16 protein-coding genes are annotated in these 18,944 nt (G+C 68.8%); 7 read left to right on the top strand and 9 right to left on the bottom strand.

Going from position 1 to position 18,944, the window contains the following annotated elements:
• Nucleotides 1-341: 341 nt before the first annotated feature.
• Together SPHPHY_RS0102640 and SPHPHY_RS0102635 are read right to left on the bottom strand one after the other, a co-directional pair.
• Nucleotides 342-2,141 (bottom strand): IlvD/Edd family dehydratase, encoded by a 1,800-nt coding sequence (locus SPHPHY_RS0102640; protein WP_022685166.1) that lies wholly within the window; start codon nucleotides 2,139-2,141, stop codon nucleotides 342-344.
• A gap of 18 nt (nucleotides 2,142-2,159) precedes the next feature.
• Nucleotides 2,160-3,275: an aldose epimerase family protein gene (locus SPHPHY_RS0102635; RefSeq protein WP_022685165.1), complete on the bottom strand. Its 1,116-nt coding sequence runs from the start codon at nucleotides 3,273-3,275 to the stop codon at nucleotides 2,160-2,162.
• Between the two features lie 167 nt (nucleotides 3,276-3,442).
• Here SPHPHY_RS0102635 and SPHPHY_RS0102630 point away from each other — a divergent pair, with 167 nt between their 5' ends.
• Nucleotides 3,443-4,768: a sugar MFS transporter gene (locus SPHPHY_RS0102630; protein ID WP_028056406.1), complete on the top strand. Its 1,326-nt coding sequence runs from the start codon at nucleotides 3,443-3,445 to the stop codon at nucleotides 4,766-4,768.
• Between the two features lie 64 nt (nucleotides 4,769-4,832).
• On the opposite strand, the gene SPHPHY_RS0102625 is transcribed toward SPHPHY_RS0102630, so the two are convergent.
• Nucleotides 4,833-5,705 carry an SMP-30/gluconolactonase/LRE family protein gene (locus SPHPHY_RS0102625; RefSeq protein WP_028056405.1) on the bottom strand — a complete coding sequence of 291 codons (873 nt, stop codon included), beginning with the start codon at nucleotides 5,703-5,705 and terminating at the stop codon, nucleotides 4,833-4,835.
• Between the two features lie 110 nt (nucleotides 5,706-5,815).
• On the opposite strand from SPHPHY_RS0102625, the gene SPHPHY_RS0102620 reads away from it, so the two are divergent.
• From SPHPHY_RS0102620 to SPHPHY_RS0102605, 4 genes are read left to right on the top strand one after another with little or no spacing between them, the layout of a single operon-like run.
• Entirely contained in the window at nucleotides 5,816-6,694 is an 879-nt protein-coding gene (locus tag SPHPHY_RS0102620; protein WP_022685162.1) for a 2-dehydro-3-deoxygalactonokinase, read from the top strand.
• The gene (locus SPHPHY_RS0102615) at nucleotides 6,691-7,332 is read left to right on the top strand and encodes a 2-dehydro-3-deoxy-6-phosphogalactonate aldolase (RefSeq protein WP_022685161.1); all 642 of its coding nucleotides are present in this window, start codon (nucleotides 6,691-6,693) and stop codon (nucleotides 7,330-7,332) included. The genes SPHPHY_RS0102620 and SPHPHY_RS0102615 overlap by 4 nt, the downstream gene beginning before the upstream one ends.
• Complete coding sequence (araD1, locus tag SPHPHY_RS0102610; protein WP_022685160.1) at nucleotides 7,329-8,324, top strand: AraD1 family protein; 996 nt, start codon at nucleotides 7,329-7,331, stop codon at nucleotides 8,322-8,324. Before SPHPHY_RS0102615 ends, araD1 begins: the two co-directional genes overlap by 4 nt.
• Complete coding sequence (locus tag SPHPHY_RS0102605) at nucleotides 8,321-9,262, top strand: Gfo/Idh/MocA family protein (protein WP_022685159.1); 942 nt, start codon at nucleotides 8,321-8,323, stop codon at nucleotides 9,260-9,262. Before araD1 ends, SPHPHY_RS0102605 begins: the two co-directional genes overlap by 4 nt.
• Before the next feature lie 131 nt (nucleotides 9,263-9,393).
• Here the strand turns inward: SPHPHY_RS0102605 and SPHPHY_RS0102600 are convergent, their stop codons facing one another.
• Genes SPHPHY_RS0102600 through SPHPHY_RS0102575 form a run of 6 tightly spaced genes read right to left on the bottom strand, consistent with a single transcriptional unit; the run spans nucleotide 9,394 to nucleotide 15,912 of the window.
• Entirely contained in the window at nucleotides 9,394-12,135 is a 2,742-nt protein-coding gene (locus SPHPHY_RS0102600) for a [protein-PII] uridylyltransferase (protein WP_022685158.1), read from the bottom strand.
• Nucleotides 12,136-12,160: 25 nt separating this feature from the next.
• The gene (locus tag SPHPHY_RS0102595; RefSeq protein WP_022685157.1) at nucleotides 12,161-12,541 is read right to left on the bottom strand and encodes a hypothetical protein; all 381 of its coding nucleotides are present in this window, start codon (nucleotides 12,539-12,541) and stop codon (nucleotides 12,161-12,163) included.
• Nucleotides 12,542-12,550: 9 nt separating this feature from the next.
• Nucleotides 12,551-12,841, bottom strand: a complete 291-nt coding sequence (locus SPHPHY_RS21695; RefSeq protein WP_156024977.1) for a hypothetical protein — start codon at nucleotides 12,839-12,841, stop codon at nucleotides 12,551-12,553.
• Between the two features lie 5 nt (nucleotides 12,842-12,846).
• Entirely contained in the window at nucleotides 12,847-15,423 is a 2,577-nt protein-coding gene (gene mutS / locus SPHPHY_RS0102585; RefSeq protein WP_022685155.1) for a DNA mismatch repair protein MutS, read from the bottom strand.
• A 35-nt stretch (nucleotides 15,424-15,458) separates the two neighbouring features.
• Nucleotides 15,459-15,731, bottom strand: coding sequence for a type II toxin-antitoxin system RelE/ParE family toxin (locus SPHPHY_RS0102580; RefSeq protein WP_022685154.1), 273 nt, complete (start codon nucleotides 15,729-15,731; stop codon nucleotides 15,459-15,461).
• Nucleotides 15,724-15,912, bottom strand: coding sequence for a hypothetical protein (locus SPHPHY_RS0102575; RefSeq protein WP_028056404.1), 189 nt, complete (start codon nucleotides 15,910-15,912; stop codon nucleotides 15,724-15,726). The genes SPHPHY_RS0102580 and SPHPHY_RS0102575 overlap by 8 nt, the downstream gene beginning before the upstream one ends.
• Nucleotides 15,913-16,009: 97 nt before the next feature.
• Between SPHPHY_RS0102575 and SPHPHY_RS0102570 the strand changes: the two genes are divergently transcribed.
• Together SPHPHY_RS0102570 and SPHPHY_RS0102565 are read left to right on the top strand one after the other, a co-directional pair.
• A complete protein-coding gene (locus SPHPHY_RS0102570) occupies nucleotides 16,010-16,486 on the top strand; it encodes a methylated-DNA--[protein]-cysteine S-methyltransferase (RefSeq protein ID WP_022685152.1) in 477 nt (158 codons plus the stop codon).
• A 98-nt stretch (nucleotides 16,487-16,584) separates the two neighbouring features.
• Complete coding sequence (locus SPHPHY_RS0102565; RefSeq protein ID WP_022685151.1) at nucleotides 16,585-18,858, top strand: NADP-dependent malic enzyme; 2,274 nt, start codon at nucleotides 16,585-16,587, stop codon at nucleotides 18,856-18,858.
• Nucleotides 18,859-18,944 lie beyond the last annotated feature (86 nt).

Below are 18,944 nucleotides of genomic sequence, written 5' to 3'. Positions count from 1 at the left end.
GGGTCAGGGCACGAGGATATGCTATCGCGGCGCCCCGATGGCGAGGCGTGGACCATCAGCGATAGCGATCATCGCGAGCACCTTTCAAACTGACCCCGCCGTTCGCCGCGGTAGTTGCCGGCGATCGAGCGGTGCGCCACGGTCATCGTCGATAATGGCTGAAGGCCGATCCGACCTCGGTCTTCACCCGCCAGCCACTTCAAGCCGGTCGACGGCCCCTCGAAACGGCAACGCAAGTCCGTCACCTCGGGTATGAGCCAGAGCCCCGCCACGACAGTGGCCGAACTCCGGCTCGAACCCCGCCAGCGACGATCGTATGCCGAGGCCGCGGCGAACAACCATCAATGGTTGTCGCGCGGCAGCCCCATCGTCTGGGCGATCCGCTGGTACTTCTCGGCACCCTCCAGGATCGCGCCGGTGTTCATCTGGCCGACCACCGCGCGCTGGATCTCCTGCCACGGCGTCTGCGAAGCCGGATAGGCAAAGCCGCCCGCCGCCTCCAGCGCCTGCCGCCGCCCGGCCAGTTCCTCGTCCGCGATCAGCACGTTGGCCGTGCCCTTGCCAAGGTCCACGCGCACCCGGTCGCCGGTGCGCAAGAGGGCCAGCCCGCCCATCGCCGCCGCCTCGGGCGAGGCGTTCAGGATCGACGGCGACCCGCTCGTCCCCGATTGCCGCCCGTCGCCGATGCACGGCAGCGCGTGGACGCCCTCGGTGATCAGGTACGCCGGCGGGCGCATGTTGACGACCTCGGCCGCGCCGGGATAGCCGATCGGCCCGGCGCCGCGCATGAACAGCAGCGTCTCGGGCGTGATCCCCGTCGCCGGATCGTCGATCCGCGCGTGGTAATCCTCCGGCCCGTCGAACACCACCGCCGGGCCCTCGAACGCCTCGGGATCGTTCGGGTTCGACAGGTAACGGTTGCGGAACTCCGGCGAGATCACGCTGGTCTTCATGATCGCGGCGTCGAACAGATTGCCCGACAGCACGATGAACCCGGCCTCCTCGACCAGCGGCTGGTCGTACGGGCGGATCACCTTCTCGTCCTCGATCGCCACGCCGCGGCAGTTCTCGCCCATCGTGCGGCCGTTGACGGTGGGGGCGTCCTCCGCGATCAATCCCTGCTCGATCAACTGGTTGACCACCGCCGGCACACCACCGGCCCGGTAGTAATCCTCGCCCAGATACTCGCCGGCCGGCTGCAGATTGACCAGCAACGGCACCTTGTGCCCTTCGGTCTCCCAATCCTTCAACGGCAGCTCGACCCCGACGTGGCGCGCCAGCGCGGCCAGGTGGATCGGCGCATTGGTCGATCCGCCGATCGCCGAATTGACCTTGATCGCATTGTGGAACGCGTCCCTGGTCAGGATGTCGGAGGGCTTCAGATCCTCCGCCACCATCTCGACGATCCGCTTGCCCGTCAGGTACGCCACCTCCTGCCGGTCACGGTAAGGTGCCGGAATCGCCGCCGAACCCGGCAGCGACATGCCCAGCGCCTCGGCCAGCGAGTTCATCGTCGTCGCGGTGCCCATCGTGTTGCAATAGCCCGTCGACGGCGCCGAGGACGCCACCAGCCGGATGAACTCGGCATCGTCGATCTCGCCGGCCGCCAGCAGCTGCCGCGCCTTCCACACAATCGTGCCCGAGCCGGTCCGCTCGCCCTTGTGCCAGCCGTTCAGCATCGGCCCCACCGACAGCGCGATCGCGGGAATGTTCACGGTCGCGGCCGCCATCAGGCACGCCGGCGTCGTCTTGTCGCACCCGATCGTCAGCACCACCCCGTCCAGCGGATAGCCGTACAGCACCTCGACCAGCCCCAGATACGCCAGGTTGCGGTCCAGCCCGGCGGTCGGGCGCTTGCCGGTCTCCTGGATCGGATGCACCGGAAATTCCAGCACGATCCCGCCCATCTCGCGCACGCCCTCGCGCACCCGCTCCGCCAGCACCAGATGGTGGCGGTTGCACGGGCTCAGGTCGCTGCCCGTCTGCGCGATCCCGATGATCGGCTTGCCCGAACGAAGCTCGTCCAGCGAAAGACCGAAGTTCAAGTAGCGCTCCAGATACAGCGCCGTCATGTCGATGTTCGCCGGATTGTCGAACCACGCACGGCTGCGCAGCTTCGTCGGATCGATAGGGGCCGTCATGTCAGCAAACTCCGGGGATCAACGCGCCACCGAGACGCGGTACACCATGCGGTGATGGTAAGGCTTGCCCGGATCGACCCGCGCCGAGCCGAACGACGGCTGGTTCGGGGTATTCGGGAATTTCTGCGGCTCCAGCGCGAAGCCGTCGCCCATGCGATAGACGTGGTGCTGCTTGCCGACCAGCGCTCCGTCGAGGAAGTTGCCGGAATAGAATTGCACGCCCGGCTCGGTGGTCAGCACTTCCAGCACACGGCCCGACGCGGCGTCCTCGACGCGCGCGGCAAGCTCGGGCTCGGTCGTCGCGCCCTTGTCGAGCACGAAATTATGGTCGTAGCCGCGCCCGATCACGATCTGCGGGTCGCGTCCGTCGCGTACGCTCTGCCCGATCGCGCGCGGCTTCGTGAAGTCGAACACCGTACCCGCGACCGGCGCCAGTTCCCCGGTTGGGATCAGCGCGGCGTTGACCGGCGTGTAGCGCGCGGCCGGCACCGTCATCTTCTGCGCATAGATGCCGCCCGGCGACCCCTCGCCCGCAAGGTCGAACAGCGCGTGGTTGGTCAGGTTGACGACCGTCGGCGCATCCGTCTTCGCATCGAAGTCGATGGTCAGCGCACCATTGTCGTCGAGGCTGTAGGTGGCGGAGACCTCAAGCTTTCCCGGATAGCCCTGATCGCCTGCCGCGCTGGTCATCACCATCGTCACGCTGGCCTGCGCGCCCGACTTCACCGACGTGATCCGCCAGATGTATTTGTCGAAACCCTTGGTCCCGCCATGCAGCGAGTTGGTCTTGTCGTTGAGCGGGACCTGATACGACTTGCCGTCGATCGTAAACTTGCCGCCCGCGATGCGGTTGGCGTAGCGGCCGACCGTCTGGCCCCAGAAATTCGGCGCGGTTACGTAGCTGGCGGCATCGTCATAGCCGAGCGTGATGTCGGCGACCTTGCCGTCGCGGTCCGGCGCGTTGAACGATTGCAATGTCGCGCCCAGCGTCATGATGCGCGCGCTGACCCCGTTGCGGCCGGTCAGCGTCACCGCCTCCACCGCGGTACCGTCCGGCAGCGTTCCGAACGCGGCGCGCTGCGCCGTCGCGGCGTAAGCCGAGGAGCCGGCCAGCCCCGCCACCGATATCGTCACGGCACTTATCACCCACCGAGTCACCGAAATGCTCACCGACACCCTCCCGCACTTGCCAGTCTGCGGTGATTGCCGCATTGACCACGTGTTCGCGGCGAATATAGTCAGACATATCTTCGCGGCGCAAGCCCGCCGCGCGCGAACATGATCAGGACGAGGAGAGGACGATGGCCGGACCCCCAATTTCCCCGGGTGCGACGCACGCGGGCAGCGCAGGCGGCGGGGCGATGCCCGGCTACGGCCGGGCGCTGACGCTGCTGGCGAGCCTGTTCTTCATGTGGGGGTTCATCACCGTCATCAACAACACGCTGCTGCCGCACCTGCGCAGCGTGTTCGACCTGAACTACACGCAGACCACGCTGATCGAGAGCGTGTGGTTCATCGCCTATTTCTTCGCCTCGATTCCGTCGGCCAAGCTGATCGAGCGGATCGGCTATCAAAGGTCGCTGGTCATCGGGCTGCTGATCATGGCGGCCGGTGCGCTGGGCATGGTGCTCGCCGCCAGCCTGCCGAGCTACGGCGTGACGCTCATCATGCTGTTCGTGATCGCGAGCGGCATCACCCTGCTCCAGGTCGCGGCCAACCCGTATGTCGCGGTGATCGGCCCGCCGGAGACCGCCTCGTCGCGGCTCAACCTGGTGCAGGCGCTCAATTCGGCGGGCACGATGCTTGCCCCGCTGTTCGGCGCCTATCTGATCCTCGGCCGCTCGAAGGGCGGCACGGCAGCGACCGGCACCGTGCTGACAGAGGCGGAGCGGTTGGCCGACGCACAGTCGGTGATCCTGCCGTACGTCCTGGTCGCGATCGTGCTGGTCGTGCTCGCGGTCATCATCGCGCGCTTCCCGTTGCCGGCGATGGGGTCGTCGACCAGCCGGGTCGCCAAGGAGGATCGCAAGAACCACTCGCTGTGGAAGCATCGCAACCTCGTCTTCGGCATCCCGGCGATCTTCATCTACCTGATCGCCGAGATCGGCGTCGCGAACCTGTTCGTGAACTTCGTCAGCCAGCCCGAGATCGCCAACGTCACCGCCGAGCAGGCCGGACGCTACCTGACGTTCCTGTGGGGTGGCATGATGATCGGGCGTTTCGCCGGCTCCGCGATCATGCAGCGCATTCCGGCCGAAACGGTGCTGGCCGCCTTCTCGATCGGCGCGTTCATCGTTATGCTTATCACCGTCTTCACGACCGGTCCGGTCGCGATGTGGGCGCTGATCTCGGTCGGGCTGTTCCACTCGATCATGTTCCCGACCATCTTCACGCTGGGGATCAAGGGCCTGGGGCCGTTGACCGAGGAAGGCTCGGGGTTGCTGATCATGGCGATCGCCGGCGGTGCGTTGGTGGTGGTGCAGGGCAAGCTGGCCGACAGCTATGGGTTGCAGCCGTCGTTCCTGCTCACCGCGGCGTGCGAACTCTACATCCTGTTCTATGCGCTGTGGGGCGCCAAGACGACCAATGCGCTGCCGGACGTGCCGGTGAACGAAACCGCGCACTGATCCACGGTCCGCGACGGAACGAAGGACGGCCGGCGGCTCACAGGAGCCGCCGGCCGTTGTCGTATCAGGCCAAGCGTACCGGCGGGAGCGGCTGGCCGGGCACCTCGACCTCGAAGGCGAACAGGCCACCGGCGTCCGGCTGGTCGGCCAGTGCGGCGTCGTCGAGATCCTTGCGCGCCGTGGTCGCGAAGGCGGTGCGCAGGTCGGGGCCGCCGAGCGCGATCTTGGTCACGTTGGCGGCGGGAAGCTTCACCTCCTGCCGGATGCTGCCGTCGGGCGCGTAGCAGCGTGCGCGCCAACCGCCCCACAGCCCTACCCAGACGTTACCGCCTGAATCGACCGTCACGCCGTCCGGGTGACCATCGGCCGGGTCGATCGTGGCGAATTCACGCGCCGCGCCAACCGTACCGTCGCTGTTCAGCACCACGGCATGGATCACCCCGCCGACGGTATCGACATGGTAAAGCGTTGTACCATCGGGCGAAATTCCCGGACCGTTGGTGATCGCCACCGGTTCGATGGCGGTCGTCGTCACCTGCGCACCGTCCCAGCGATGAACCCGCCCGGTGGCTGCGCTCTCGCCATCGTCCATCGACCCGAAATAGACCGTGCCGTCCGCGGCGACGGTCGCGTCGTTCAGGCGGTTGCCGGGCAGGTCCGGCTCGACGTCGGCGAGATGCGCGAACGCGCCGCTTTCCGGATCGAAGCGCGCCAACCCGGTCTGGAGCCCGGCGAGCAACGTCCCGGCGGCGGCGGGCAGAACCCAGCCGATCTGCGCTGGCGCGTCCCACGAGGCGACGTCGCCGCCACGCGGATCGTAGCGGTGCACGCGCTGCTGCTTGATGTCGACGAACCATAGCACGCCCCGCGCGGGATCCCATGCCGGCCCCTCGCCCAGCGTCGCCGCCCCGCGCCACACCGTCCGCACCTCGGTCATCATTCTCTCCTTGCTATTGGGTTGGACACGTACAGGATCGCGCGCGGGACGCACAGCCTTGACCTCTTCGCGCAAGGCTTTATGTCCTACAAATAAAGCGGGAGGATCATGTGGCGGGCGACTATATCGCCATCGACTGGGGAACGACCAACCGACGGGCATGGCGCATGTCCGCCGGCGGGATCCCCGATGAAGTGGCCAAGGACGCGCGCGGCATCTTGTCGCTTACCCCCGAAGATTATCCAAGCGAAATCAGCGCGCTGCGTGAAAGACTCGGCGACCTGCCGGTGATCGCCGCGGGGATGGTCGGGTCGAACCGCGGCTGGCGCGAGGTGCCATACGTGGACGCGCCGGCCGACATCGCGGATCTCGCGCGCGGCACGCTCGAACTGGCCGATTTTGGGGTCAGGCTGATCCCGGGAGTCGCCTTGCGGAGCGCGGGCCGCGCCGACGTGATGCGCGGCGAAGAGGTTCAGGTGCTCGGCGCGATTGCCGCCGGGCTGGCCCCGGACGACGCGCTGTTCTGCCAGCCGGGCACCCACAACAAATGGATCGCCACGGCCGACGGGCGAGTGAGCGACATCGCCACCGCGTTGACCGGCGAGCTGTTCGCCTTGCTGCGCGGGCATGGCATCCTGGCCGGCATGCTGGACGGCGATGTTGCTGACGGCGCGCCCTTCCGCGACGGACTGTCACGCGGAGCAGGCGCACGCGACCTGACAGTGGCGCTGTTCGAGGTGCGCGCACGCGTGCTGCTGGGGCGGCTTGCGCCGGCCGACGCCGCGGCGTTCGCGAGCGGGGTGCTGATCGGCGCCGACGTCGGTTCGCGCGACGATCTGGCGGGCCGCGAGGTGCAGTTGCTGGCGGGCGGAGCGCTCGCCGATCTCTATGCCGCGGCGATCACGCACGCCGGCGGGCGTCCGGTGACGCTCGACAGCGAGCGCGCGTTCGCCGCGGGTATCCACCGCTTGTGGGAGTTGACCCAATGACGACTGACACGCATGCAAGGTTCGACGTCGCGTTCGCGGCCGCACCGCTGGTCGCGATCCTGCGCGGGCTGACCCCGGCGGAGGCGCCGGCGGTCGGCGACGCGTTGGTCGAGGCCGGGTTCACGCTGATCGAGGTGCCGCTCAACTCGCCCGATCCGTTCGACAGCATCCGCCTGCTTGCCACGCGGCTCGGCGATCGCGCGATGGTGGGCGCAGGCACGGTGCTGACGGTCGAGGACGTGCTGCGCGTCGAGGACGCCGGCGGAACGCTGATCGTCTCCCCGAACACCGACGCCGCGGTGATCGGCGCAAGCGCGGCACGCGGGCTGATCTCGCTGCCCGGTTACTTCACCGCCAGCGAGGGGTTCGCCGCCCTCGCGGCCGGCGCCACCGCGCTGAAGCTGTTCCCCGCCGATGGCACCACGCCGGCCTATCTGAAGGCGCAGCGCGCGGTGCTGCCCAAGGCGACGCGCCTGCTGGCGGTCGGCGGGATCGTGCCCGATAACCTGGAGCCGTGGCGCGCAGCGGGCGCGGACGGCTTCGGGCTCGGCTCCAATCTTTATCGTCCCGGCAAGACCGCCGACGCGGTCGGTGCCGAGGCACGCCGCTACATCTCTGCGCTCAAGGACCTCGCATGACCTACAATCGCCTGCTTCAACATCGCGGTGCCGACGGGCGGCGTCGCGTCATCCTGGCCGAGGGCGACCGCGCGGTCTTCCTGACCGGGGTCGAGACCACGCGCGCGCTGGCGCACGAAGCGATCGCCGCCGGTACGACGCTGGCCGAGGCTGCAGCAAAGCGGCGCAGCGACGAGACCGTCGACATCTCCGCCGAGCTGGACGCCGGGCGCCTGCTGCCCGCGATCGATCATGAAGACGGCGCGCGGCTGATGCTGGCCGGCACCGGCCTGACGCACCTCGGCTCGGCTTCGGGGCGCGACGCGATGCACAAGGCGGCATCGTCGTCGGAGCACCAGACCGACTCGATGCGGATGTTCCTGGAAGGCGTGGAGGGCGGCAAGCCCGCCGCCGGCGCGGTCGGACAGCAGCCGGAATGGTTCTACAAGGGCGACGGCCAGTCGCTGGTCGCTCCCGAAGCGCCGTTCGCGTCGCCTGCCTTCGCGCAGGACGGCGGCGAGGAGCCGGAGCTGGCGGGCGTCTACCTGATCGGCGAGGACGGCACGCCGTACCGGCTGGGCGTCGCGCTCGCCAACGAGTTCAGCGACCATGTGACGGAGAAGCACAATTACCTGTGGCTGGCGCATTCCAAGCTGCGGCAGGCGTCGCTGGGCGCCGAATTGCTGCTCGGCACGCCGCCGTCGGATATCCGCGGCACCAGCCGGATCGTCCGCGATGGCAAGACGCTGTGGGAAAAGCCGTTCCTCACCGGCGAGGACAATATGTCGCATCACCTCGCCAATCTTGAGCATCATCATTTCAAATACGCCGGCTTCCGCCGTCCGGGCGACGTGCACGTGCACTTCTTCGGCACCGCGACGCTGTCGGTGGCAGACGGCGTGAAGACGCAGGCCGGGGACGTGTTCGAGATCGACGCGGCGCCGTTCGCGTTGCCGCTTCGCAACCGACTGACCGACGCGGCGGCCGCCCCGGTCGCGGTGCGCGCACTGTGACGGCCCCCATCCGCCTCGCGCTGGTCGGCATGGGCAAGATCGCGCACGACCAGCATCTGCCCGCGATCGAGGCCGGCAAGAGCTTCGATCTGGTCGCCACCGTCAGCCGCAGCGGCGAGCCGGTGAACGGGCTGCCGTTCTTCCGCGACGTGCGGGCGCTGGCCGACAGCGGCGTCGCGGTCGATGCCGTGGCATTGTGCACCCCGCCGCAGGTCCGGCGCGAGATCGCGCAATTCTGCATCGAGCAGGGCTGGCACGTCTTCCTTGAAAAGCCACCGGGCGCGACACTGGCAGAGGTCACCGCGCTGCGCGATGCCGCAGCGGCGAAGGGGGTCAGCCTGTTCGCGAGCTGGCACTCGCGCTACGCCGACGGGGTCGAGCCGGCGCGCGCGTGGCTGAGCGAGCGCGAAGTGACGGCGGCGACGATCACGTGGCGCGAGGACGTGCGCGTCTGGCATCCGGGTCAGGACTGGATCTGGGAGCCGGGCGGCTTCGGTGTGTTCGATCCCGGCATCAACGCGCTGTCGATCGCGACGCGCATCCTGCCGCGGCCGTTCTTCGTCGAGACCGCCGAACTGGACGTGCCGTCGAACCGCGCCGCGCCGATCGCCGCGCGCGTCGCATTCCGCGACACCGCCGGCACCGCGATCGCGATGGATCTCGACTTCCGCCAGGAAGGCCCACAGCATTGGGATATCGAGGTCGTTACCGACGGCGGCACGCTGCTGCTGTCGAAGGGCGGGTCGGTGCTGACGATCGACGGCAAGGAAGCGGTGGCGCACGACGCCGACCTGCACGGCGAATATCCGGGCCTCTACCATCGCTTCGCCGCGATCGTGCGCGCCGGCGTGTCCGACGTCGACGTCTCGCCGCTGCGGCTGGTCGCCGACGCGTTCCTGCGCGGGCGGCACGTCACCGTCGAGCCGTTCGTCGAATGACGCGGGAGCAGGTTGGCGCAAGCTGACCCGTCGTTGCGAGCTGGCGAAGCAATCCAGGGCGTTCTGGTCCGGCCCTGGATTGCTTCCCCGGCCCGCGCCGGGGTCGCGATGACGAGCATCCGCCTCGGATTCTACGCCGCTTCCTCGTGCGGGGCGCCCGCCGCGGCCGCCAGCAGGCGTTTCTCCAGCGTACGAACGCGCGCCACGGCGGTGATCTTGTCGCCGGTCAGGTCGGTCAGGTAGAAGACGTCGACCGCGCGCTCGCCATACGTGGCGACGTGCGCGGAGTGGATCGTCACCTTCGACAGGAACAGCGCATAGGCGAGCTGGTTGAGCAGCGCCGGGCGGTCGCGCGCCGCCACCTCGACGACCGTGAAGCGATTCGACGCCTTGTTGTCGACCAGCACGTTGGGCTCGATCCGGAAGGCGTCGGCGCGCGCGCGCGGCAGCGGCTTGGCCTTCAGGCGATCGGTCAGCTTGCCGCGCCCGGCCAGCGCATCCTCGATCGCGGTCTTCAACCGCATGAGTTGCCCCGCCTCGTCGAACGGGCGGCCAAGCGGATCCTGCACCAGGAAATTGTCCAGCGCCATGCCGTCGCGCGTGGTGTGGATGCGCGCGTCGATGATGTTCCCGCCAGCGACGTGGATCGCCCCGGCGATGCGGCTGAACAAACCGGGATGGTCGGCGGCGTAGACGGTTACCAACGTCGCGCCACGCTCCGGATAGACCTGCGCATCGATCGCGAGCGGCACCTCGCCGGCCTGCGAGACGAAGGCGGCATTGTGCGCCAGCACGTCGTTTGGCTCGGCGATCCAATACGGTTCGGGCAGGCGTCGGACGTACCCCGCCAGCATGTCCGCGTTCCAGTGCAGCGCGACGCGCAACGCCTCCTGCTTGGCGAGCACACGCTCCCCGCGGCCCTTCTGCTTGTGGCCGAGCCGGAGCACCTCCTCGCCACGGTCATAGAGGTCGCCGAGCAATTGCCCCTTCCAGCCGTTCCATGTTCCCGGCCCGACCGCACGGATATCGACGACGGTCAACACCAGCAGCAGGCGGAGCCGCTCCGGGCTCTGCACCACCTCCGCGAAATCGAGGATCGTCTTGAAGTCGGTCAGGTCGCGGCGGAAGGCCGTCGCGCTCATCAACAGGTGGTGGCGCACCAGCCACGCGACCGTCTCGGTCTCCGCCGGGGTCAGCCCGAACCGCGGGCAGAGCCGCTCCGCCACTTCGGCGCCCAGGATCGAATGGTCGCCGCCGCGACCCTTGGCGACGTCGTGGAGCAGCACCGCGACGTAGAGGACGCGGCGCGACACGATCTGCCCCATCACCTCGCTGGGCAACGGATGCTCGTCGGCGAGCGCGCCGGTCTCCATCCGCGCCAGCAGCCCGATCGCGCGGATCGTGTGCTCGTCGACGGTATAGTGATGATACATGTCGAACTGCATCTGCGCGACGATCCGCGCCCAGTCCGGCACGAAGCGTCCGAGCACTCCGGTCTCGTTCATCCACCGCAGCGGCAGTTCCGGATCGTGCGGCCCCGCGAGCAGATCGAGGAAGCGTGCGTTGGCCTGCGCGTCGCGGCGCATCGCGGTGACCAGCCGCGCATCGCGCGTCGCGCAGCGCAGCGCGAGCGGGTGGATCTCCATCCCCTGCTCGGCGGCGAGCGCGAAGATCTCGACCAGGCGCCGCGGGTCGGCCTGGAAGAAATCGTCGGAAGGCAGCGCGATTCGCCCGCCGTCGATGGCGAAGCCGCCCAGCCGCTTGGGCGTGCGCGCCACCGTCAGCCCGAGGCGGCGACGGCGCGAGAAACGCTCGTCCATGTGCGCAAGGAACAGTCCGGTCAGCGAACCGACGGTGCGCGCCTGGAGGAAGTAGAATTGCATGAAACGCTCGACCGCCGATTTGCCGGGGCGGTCGGCGTAGTTCATCCGCTGCGCGATCTCGCGTTGATAGTCGAAGGTCAGCCGATCCTCGCCCCGGCCCGCGATCAGGTGCAGGTGGCAACGCACCGCCCACAGGAAATTGTCGGCGCGGTGGAAGAGCCGGTATTCCTCACGCGTAAACAGCCCGACCGCCACCAGCTCGTTCGCGCGCTGCACCTGATAGGTATGTTTGCCGATCCAGAACAGCGCGTGGAGATCGCGCAATCCGCCCTTCCCTTCCTTGACGTTGGGTTCGACGACGTAGCGGGTGTCGCCCATGCGGATGTGGCGCGCATTGCGTTCGGCCAGCTTGTCGGCGGCGAACTGTCGCTCGGTCCCACGGCGGACGTCGTCGGCGAAGCGGCGCGACGCTTCCTCGTAAAGCGTCTCGTCGCCCCAAACGTAGCGCGCCTCCAGCAATGCGGTGCGCACCGTCACGTCGCCCTTCGCCTGCCGCACCATCTCGTCGACGGAGCGGCTGGAATGGCCGATCTTCAGCCCGAGATCCCACAGGGTGTAGAGCATCGACTCGATCACCTGCTCGGCCCACGGGGTCTGCTTGCCGGGCATGATGAAGCCGATATCGACGTCCGAGAACGGCGCCATCTCCCCGCGTCCGTATCCACCGACCGCGATCAGCAACAGCCGCTCTCCCGCGGTGGGATTGGACAGCGGGTACAGCCGTTCGAGCGTGAAGTCGGCCAGGACGCACAGCAACTGGTCGATCAGATAGGCCTGCGCGTTCGCCGCCTCGATCCCGCGCGTCGGGTTGGCGGTGATCCGGCGTGCGATCTCCGCGCGTCCGGCGTCGAGCGCACTCTTGAGCAGCAAGCTGACCTGATGACGCAGCGCCGCGGCGTCCTTGCCGGTGGCGGCGGCGACCTGCTCGGCAAGCAATCGGCGATCGACGATGGCGCGGCGATTGGGAAGGTGATCGAAACGGGCGTTCATGACGGGAGGGGATAGGCGATTGCGGTTAACGCGTCGCCCCCTTGCGCGCGGAGTGCGACGGCATCAGCAACGGGGCGTCGCCCAGGGCACAGGGCACCCTCCAACGAAGCGGCCGCAGAAGACGCATCGCGCCGTCCGGAGCGGTTTCGATCAGCAGGCTCACGCGATCGCGTCCGGGAACGAGACGGTCGTGCAGCGTCGTGCCGACCTCCAGCGTCACGATGCCCCAGTAGGCCGGGCTGACGATCGCGACATCGTAGCGCGTGCGGCGGCGCAGCGCCGTGACGCTCTTTCCCGGGACGCGCGCTGTCGCAGAAGTGACGATGCCGTTATGGCGGAAACCGGACGCCGCGGCAGCGCGGCGGCCGAGGTTGGCGGCACCGAAGCCGAGCCACAGCGGCAGCATGATACGGAGCTACCAGCGTGCAGCTCGCGATCCCCGGATTTCCTCGACGGGCAAGCGACTGATGTGGACAGCCGCCCAGAGCGCCAGCACGAAACCGAGGATCGCCATACCGGCTGCGGGGTCAAACTTCGGGTCGGCAAGCAGCGGCATCGCATCCGTGACGATTCCCGGCAGGATCAACAATCCGACCGTGGACAACCCGACTGCAAATGCGGCCACCGTCGCGACACGGCCGGGCGGACCGTTTCGTCCACCACCGTTATCAGGGGTTAGCCGCGTAAGTTCGACGTCGCGCGACATCCCCCTCACCCCTCCCGCGCGAGCGCCTTAAGCCGGTAGAGCGTGTACAGCGCCTCACGCGGCGTGAGCGCGTCGACGTCGAGCGCTTCCACTTCGGCCCGGATCGCGTCGCATTGCTCCTCCTCCGCCTGCAGGGCGGCGGCGAACAGCGGCAGGTCGTCCAGCCCTGCCGCAAGGCCGCCGGTCTTCGCGCGCCCCGCCTCCAGCTTCGCCAGCACCGCCTTCGCGCGCGAGACGGTCGCAGGGGGCATCCCGGCAAGCCGCGCCACCGCCAGGCCATAGCTGCGATCGGCCGGCCCGTCGGCGAGTTCGTGGAGCAGCACCAGCTCACCCTTCCACTCGCGCGCCCGCACATGGTGGAGCGAAAGCGCGTCGCAGCGTTCGGCGAGCCGGGTCAGCTCGTGATAATGCGTGGCGAACAGGCAGCGGCAGCGATTGTCCTCGTGGATCGCCTCCACCACCGCCCAGGCGATCGCGAGCCCGTCGTAGGTGGAGGTGCCGCGCCCGACCTCGTCGAGGATCACGAAGCTGTCCGGCGTCGCCTGCGCGAGGATCGCGGCGGTCTCGACCATCTCGACCATGAACGTCGAGCGCCCGCGCGCGAGATTGTCCGACGCGCCGACACGGCTGAACAGCCGGTCGACCAGCCCGAGCCGTGCGGAAGCCGCGGGCACCCACGCGCCGGCCTGCGCGAGCACCGCGATCAGCGCATTCTGGCGCAGGAACGTCGACTTGCCGCCCATGTTGGGGCCGGTGACCAGCCACAACCGCGAGCGTTCGCCCAGCACGCAGTCGTTGGCGACGAAGCGGTCGCCGCTCCGCGACAGCGCCGCCTCGACGACCGGATGGCGACCGCCGGCAACCTCGAAACAGGCGTGATCCGCAAACGCGGGGCGCGACCAGCCGCCTTCGATCGCGCGCTCGGCGAGCCCGGCGGCGACGTCGAGCCGTGCGACGGCGTCGGCGGTGGCGGCAATCGCCTCGCGCCCGGCCAGCGCCTGCGCGGTGAGATCCTCGAGATGCGCCGCCTCGGCAGCGAGGGCGTGCGCGCCGGACTGCGTCACGCTGGCGGCGACCTCGTGCAGCTCCGGCGCATTGAAGCGCACGACTCCGGCGAGCGTCTGGCGATGCGTGAAGCCCGAGTCCGCCGCCATCAGCGGATCGGCTGCGCGGGCCGGCACCTCGATGTGATAGCCAAGCACGCCGTTATGGCGGATCTTGAGCGCGGCGATCCCGGTCCTGGTGCGGAAGGTCGCCTCCAGCGCGGCGATGGCGCGGCGGCCGCCGCTGCCGGTATCGCGCAGCGCGTCCAGCGCGGCATCGTAGCCCGCCGCGATATAGCCGCCGTCGCTCGCCTCGATCGGTGGCGCGGGAACCAGCGCGCGCTTGAGCAGGTCGATCAATCCCCCGTGGCCGCGCAGGCGGGGCGCAAGGGTCGCGAGCATCGCCGGCGCGCCCTCCAGCTTGCCGAGCCGGTCGCCGATCGCCCATGCGCCGTCCAGTCCGTCGCGGAGTTGGCCGAGGTCGCGCGGGGAGCCGCGCCCGGCCGCCAGCCGCCCGAGCGCGCGCCCGATGTCGGGAAGCGCACGCAGCGCGGCGCGCATCCGTTCGCGCAATGCCGCATCGTCGTGGAACAAGGCGACCAGATCGAGCCGCGCGTCGATCGCGGCACGGTCCATCAACGGCGCGCCGAGATCGGCGGCGAGCAGCCGCGCGCCCGCGCCGGTGACAGTGCGGTCGACCGCGTCGAGCAGGCTGCCCTTGCGCTGCCCGGCGGCCGTGCAGGTGATCTCCAGGCTCTCGCGGGTCGCCGCGTCGATCGCCATCGTGTCGCGCGCGGCGGCGAGCACCGGCGGGCGCAGGAACGGCAGCTGCCCCTTGGCGGTGTGGTCGAGATAGGCGACCAGCCCGCCCGCCGCGGAAAGCCCGGCGCGTCCGAACTGCCCGAAGCCGTCGAGCGTGGCGACCGCGAACAGCCGCTTGAGCCGCTCCTCGGCGCGCGCGCTGTCGAACTCGGCGCGCGGGCGCCAGACGGTGGCGGGGACTTCGCTGCCCTCCGCCGCGACGACTTCCGCCGCGCCGAGCCGGGCGAGTTCCGCGCCAAGGTTGCCGCGGTCGCAGGCGATCACCTCGAAGCGGCCGGTCGACACGTCGGCGGCGGCGACCGCGACCTCGCCGCCGGCGGTCTCGCCGACCGCCACGCACCAGTTCGCCGACCGTGCGTCCAGCAACGTCTCTTCGGTCAGCGTGCCGGCGGTGACGACGCGGACGATCGCGCGGTTGACGAGCGCCTTGGACCCGCGCGCCTTGCGCGCCGCCTCGGGCGATTCGGTCTGCTCGGCGATGGCGACGCGGTGCCCGGCCTTGATAAGGCGTTGCAGGTAAGCGGTGGCGGCGTGGACGGGCACGCCGCACATCGGGATCTTCTCGCCGGCATGTTCGCCGCGCGCGGTCAGCGCGATGTCGAGCACCTGCGCGGCGACGCGCGCGTCATCGAAGAACAGCTCGAAGAAATCGCCCATGCGATAGAACAGCAGGCAATCCTCAGCCTCCGCCTTCAACGCGAGATATTGCGCCATCATCGGCGTGGGGGCGGGCATAATGGTCATGGAACGGTTCAGTCCGGGCGGCGGGCGGCATGGCGGACGCCGACGATCCATACGATCTCGCCGTCCTCGCGGTATCGCAACATGTAAGGTGGAACGGTCAGCAGCTCACGGCGGGTGGCGTCCACCGGGTGACCACGCGCCGGGAACGTCTGCAAGCTGCTCGCTACATCGAACAGCCGGGTGCGCAGCCGCCCGGCCGCGACGTGATCGAACAATTCGATATGGGCGACGATCAGGTCGAGTTGTTCGAGCGCCTGGTCCGTCCAGACGACCTCAGCCATTCCGTTGCGCAAGCCAATCCTTGAACGGCAGGCGGCCGGGCTTGCCCCACGTCATCGACCATTCCCCGACGATAGCATGCGAATGGACCCGCCCCGCAGGGATATCGGCCTCCGCCTGCGCATCGGCTGCCGCGATCGCTTCCGGATCGGATCGCTCGAAAATGCCGGGCTCGTGCTTCATCGCGCGAACATAGCGGCGCGGGCGCACGAAGGCCACCGGGCAGTTTGGGCGCAAGCCACGGGATGCGCGGCGCGGCGCGGCGGGTTAAGGCGCGTCCATGCTGTATCGCACCTCCCTCCCATCCCCGCTCGGTGCGCTGACGCTGGTCGCCGACGACGCCGCGCTGGTGGCCGTGCTGTGGCCGGACGATCCACCCGGCAGGGTACGACTGGCGACGATGGAGGAGCAAGGCGATCATCCGGTGCTCGCCGCCGCAACGACCCAGATCAGCGACTATTTCGCGGGCACGCGCACCACGTTCGACCTGCCGCTGGCGCCGCGCGGCACCGATTTCCAGCAGGCGGTATGGCGCGCGCTGAACGCGATCCCGTATGGCGAAACGCGCAGCTATGCCGATATCGCGCTGGCGATCGGCCGCCCCACCGCGATGCGCGCGGTGGGCGCGGCGAACGGGCGCAATCCGATCTCGATCGTCACGCCGTGCCATCGCGTCATCGGGCGATCGGGGGCGCTGACCGGGTTCGCCGGCGGGCTGGCCGCCAAGCAACATCTGTTGGCACTGGAGCAACGCTAGCCGCGCGCCCGAATCCGCTCCGTCAGGTCCGCGCCCTGATCAAGTTTGGACCCTAGCCATATTCCCATCGGCGCAGGCTTTCCGTAAGGACTGTCGCCATGACCGACGATCGCACCCAGCCCGACGAACGCAATGTCCAGTTCGAGCGGGAGGCCCTGCTGTTCCACTCGGAAGGACGCCCGGGCAAGATCGAGATCGTCCCGTCCAAGCCCATGGCCTCGCAACGCGATCTGGCGCTGGCCTATTCGCCGGGCGTCGCCGTTCCGGTCCAGGCGATCGCCGACGATCCCACGACCGCCTACGATTATACCGCCAAGGGCAATCTGGTCGCGGTGATCTCCAACGGCACCGCGATCCTCGGCATGGGCAACCTCGGCGCGCTGGCAAGCAAACCGGTGATGGAAGGCAAGGCGGTGCTTTTCAAGCGCTTCGCCGACGTCGATTCGATCGATATCGAGCTGAAGACCGAGGATGTCGACCGGATCATCGATGCGATCGAGCTGATGGAGCCGACGTTCGGCGGCATCAACCTCGAGGACATCAAGGCGCCGGAATGCTTCATTATCGAGCAGACGCTGCGCGAGCGGATGAACATTCCGGTCTTCCATGACGACCAGCACGGCACCGCGATCATCTGCGCCGCGGGCGTCATCAACGCCTGCCTGCTGACCGGGCGTCGATTGTCGGAGATCAAGGTCGTCGTGAACGGCGCGGGCGCGGCGGCGATCGCGTGCACGGAGCTGATCAAGGCGATGGGCGTGCGGCACGACAACGTGCTGATCTGCGACCGCACCGGCGTGATCTACCAGGGTCGCGACGACGTGAACCAGTGGCAGTCAGCGCATGCCGCGAACACCGACCGTCGCACGCTGACCGAGGCGCTGCACGGCGCCGACGTATTCCTGGGGCTGTCGGCGGCGGGCGCGCTGAAGCCGGAGATGGTGGTCGACATGGCCCCGGCGCCGATCATCTTCGCGATGGCCAATCCAGAGCCGGAGATCCGGCCGGAACTGGCCAAGGCGGCGCGCCCCGACGCGATCGTTGCGACCGGCCGTTCGGATTATCCGAACCAGGTCAATAACGTCATCTGCTTCCCGTTCATCTTCCGTGGTGCGCTGGACGTGCGCGCGACCGGCATCAACGACCAGATGAAGATCGCCGCCGCCAATGCGATCGCCGAACTGGCGCGGCAACGCGTGCCCGAGGAAGTGGCGATCGCGTACGGCGTGCAGCACAGCTTCGGCCCGGAATATATCATCCCGTCGCCGTTCGATCCGCGGCTGATGGAGATCGTCCCCGCGGCCGTCGCCAAGGCCGCGATGGATTCGGGCGTCGCGACCAAGCCGATCCTCGACATGCGCGCCTATGCCGATGCGCTGCGCGCGCGGATGAACCCCACCACCTCGGTGCTGAGCCTCGCCTACGAAGGCGCGAAGGCCAATCCGAAGCGCGTTCTGTTCGCCGAGGGCGAGGAAGAGGTCGTGCTGCGCGCGGCGATCGCGTTCAAGGAAGGCGGCTACGGCACGCCGGTACTGGTCGGGCGCGAGGACGTGTACGACAAGCTGCGCGCACTGGGCATCGCCAACCCGGAGGAATACGAGCTGCACAACAGCCGCGTCTCGCCGCTGGTGCCCAAGATGGTCGACTTCCTCTACGCACGGTTGCAACGCCGCGGGTTCCTGCGCCGCGAAGTCGAGCGCATGATCAACCAGGATCGCAACATCTTCGGCTCGGTGCTGCTGCAGCTGGGCGAGGCGGATGCGATGATCACCGGCGTGACGCGCCCGTTCGCGCAATCGATGCGCGAGATCAAGCGCGTGATCGATCCGGCGCCCGGCCGCACCGCGTTCGGCATCCACGTGCTGGTCGGCCAGTCGCACACCGTGTTCATCGCCGACACGACCGTGAACGAGCGTCCCAACGTCGAGGAACTGGCCAACATCGCCGAGCAGACCGCGGCGGTTGCGCGACGGCTGGGCCAGGAACCGCGGGTCGCGTTCCTCAGCTATTCGACGTTCGGCAATCCGGCGGGCCAGTGGCTCGACAACATCCGCGGCGCCGTGGAGGTGCTCGACCGCCGCCAGGTCGGATTCGAATATGAGGGCGAGATGGCGCCGGACGTCGCGCTGAACCCGCGCCAGTTGCGCAACTTCCCGTTCGCACGCCTTTCCGGGCCGGCCAACGTGCTGGTGATGCCGGGGCTGCAATCGGCGAACATCTCCGCCAAGCTGCTGCGCGAACTGGGCGGCGACGACATGATCGGGCCGATGCTGGTGGGCATGGAGAAGCCGGTGCAGATCGCGCCGATGACCTCCACGGCGGGCGACCTCGTCACGCTGGCCGTGCTGGCGGCAGGCGGCATCGCGCGGTGACGTAATGCGGGGGCATGTGGCCGGGCGCCACGCGGTGCGAGTGCCGCTGGCCTGCGCTCCTCGCCCCGTGGTCGCGGTCGCGTTCA

The sequence above is a fragment of the Sphingomonas phyllosphaerae 5.2 genome (genome assembly GCF_000419605.1).
GTDB classification, from domain to species: Bacteria; Pseudomonadota; Alphaproteobacteria; order Sphingomonadales; family Sphingomonadaceae; genus Sphingomonas; species Sphingomonas phyllosphaerae_B.
The sequence above is the reverse complement of the archived record's forward strand: the minus strand, read 5'-3'. Positions and strand labels throughout refer to the sequence as shown.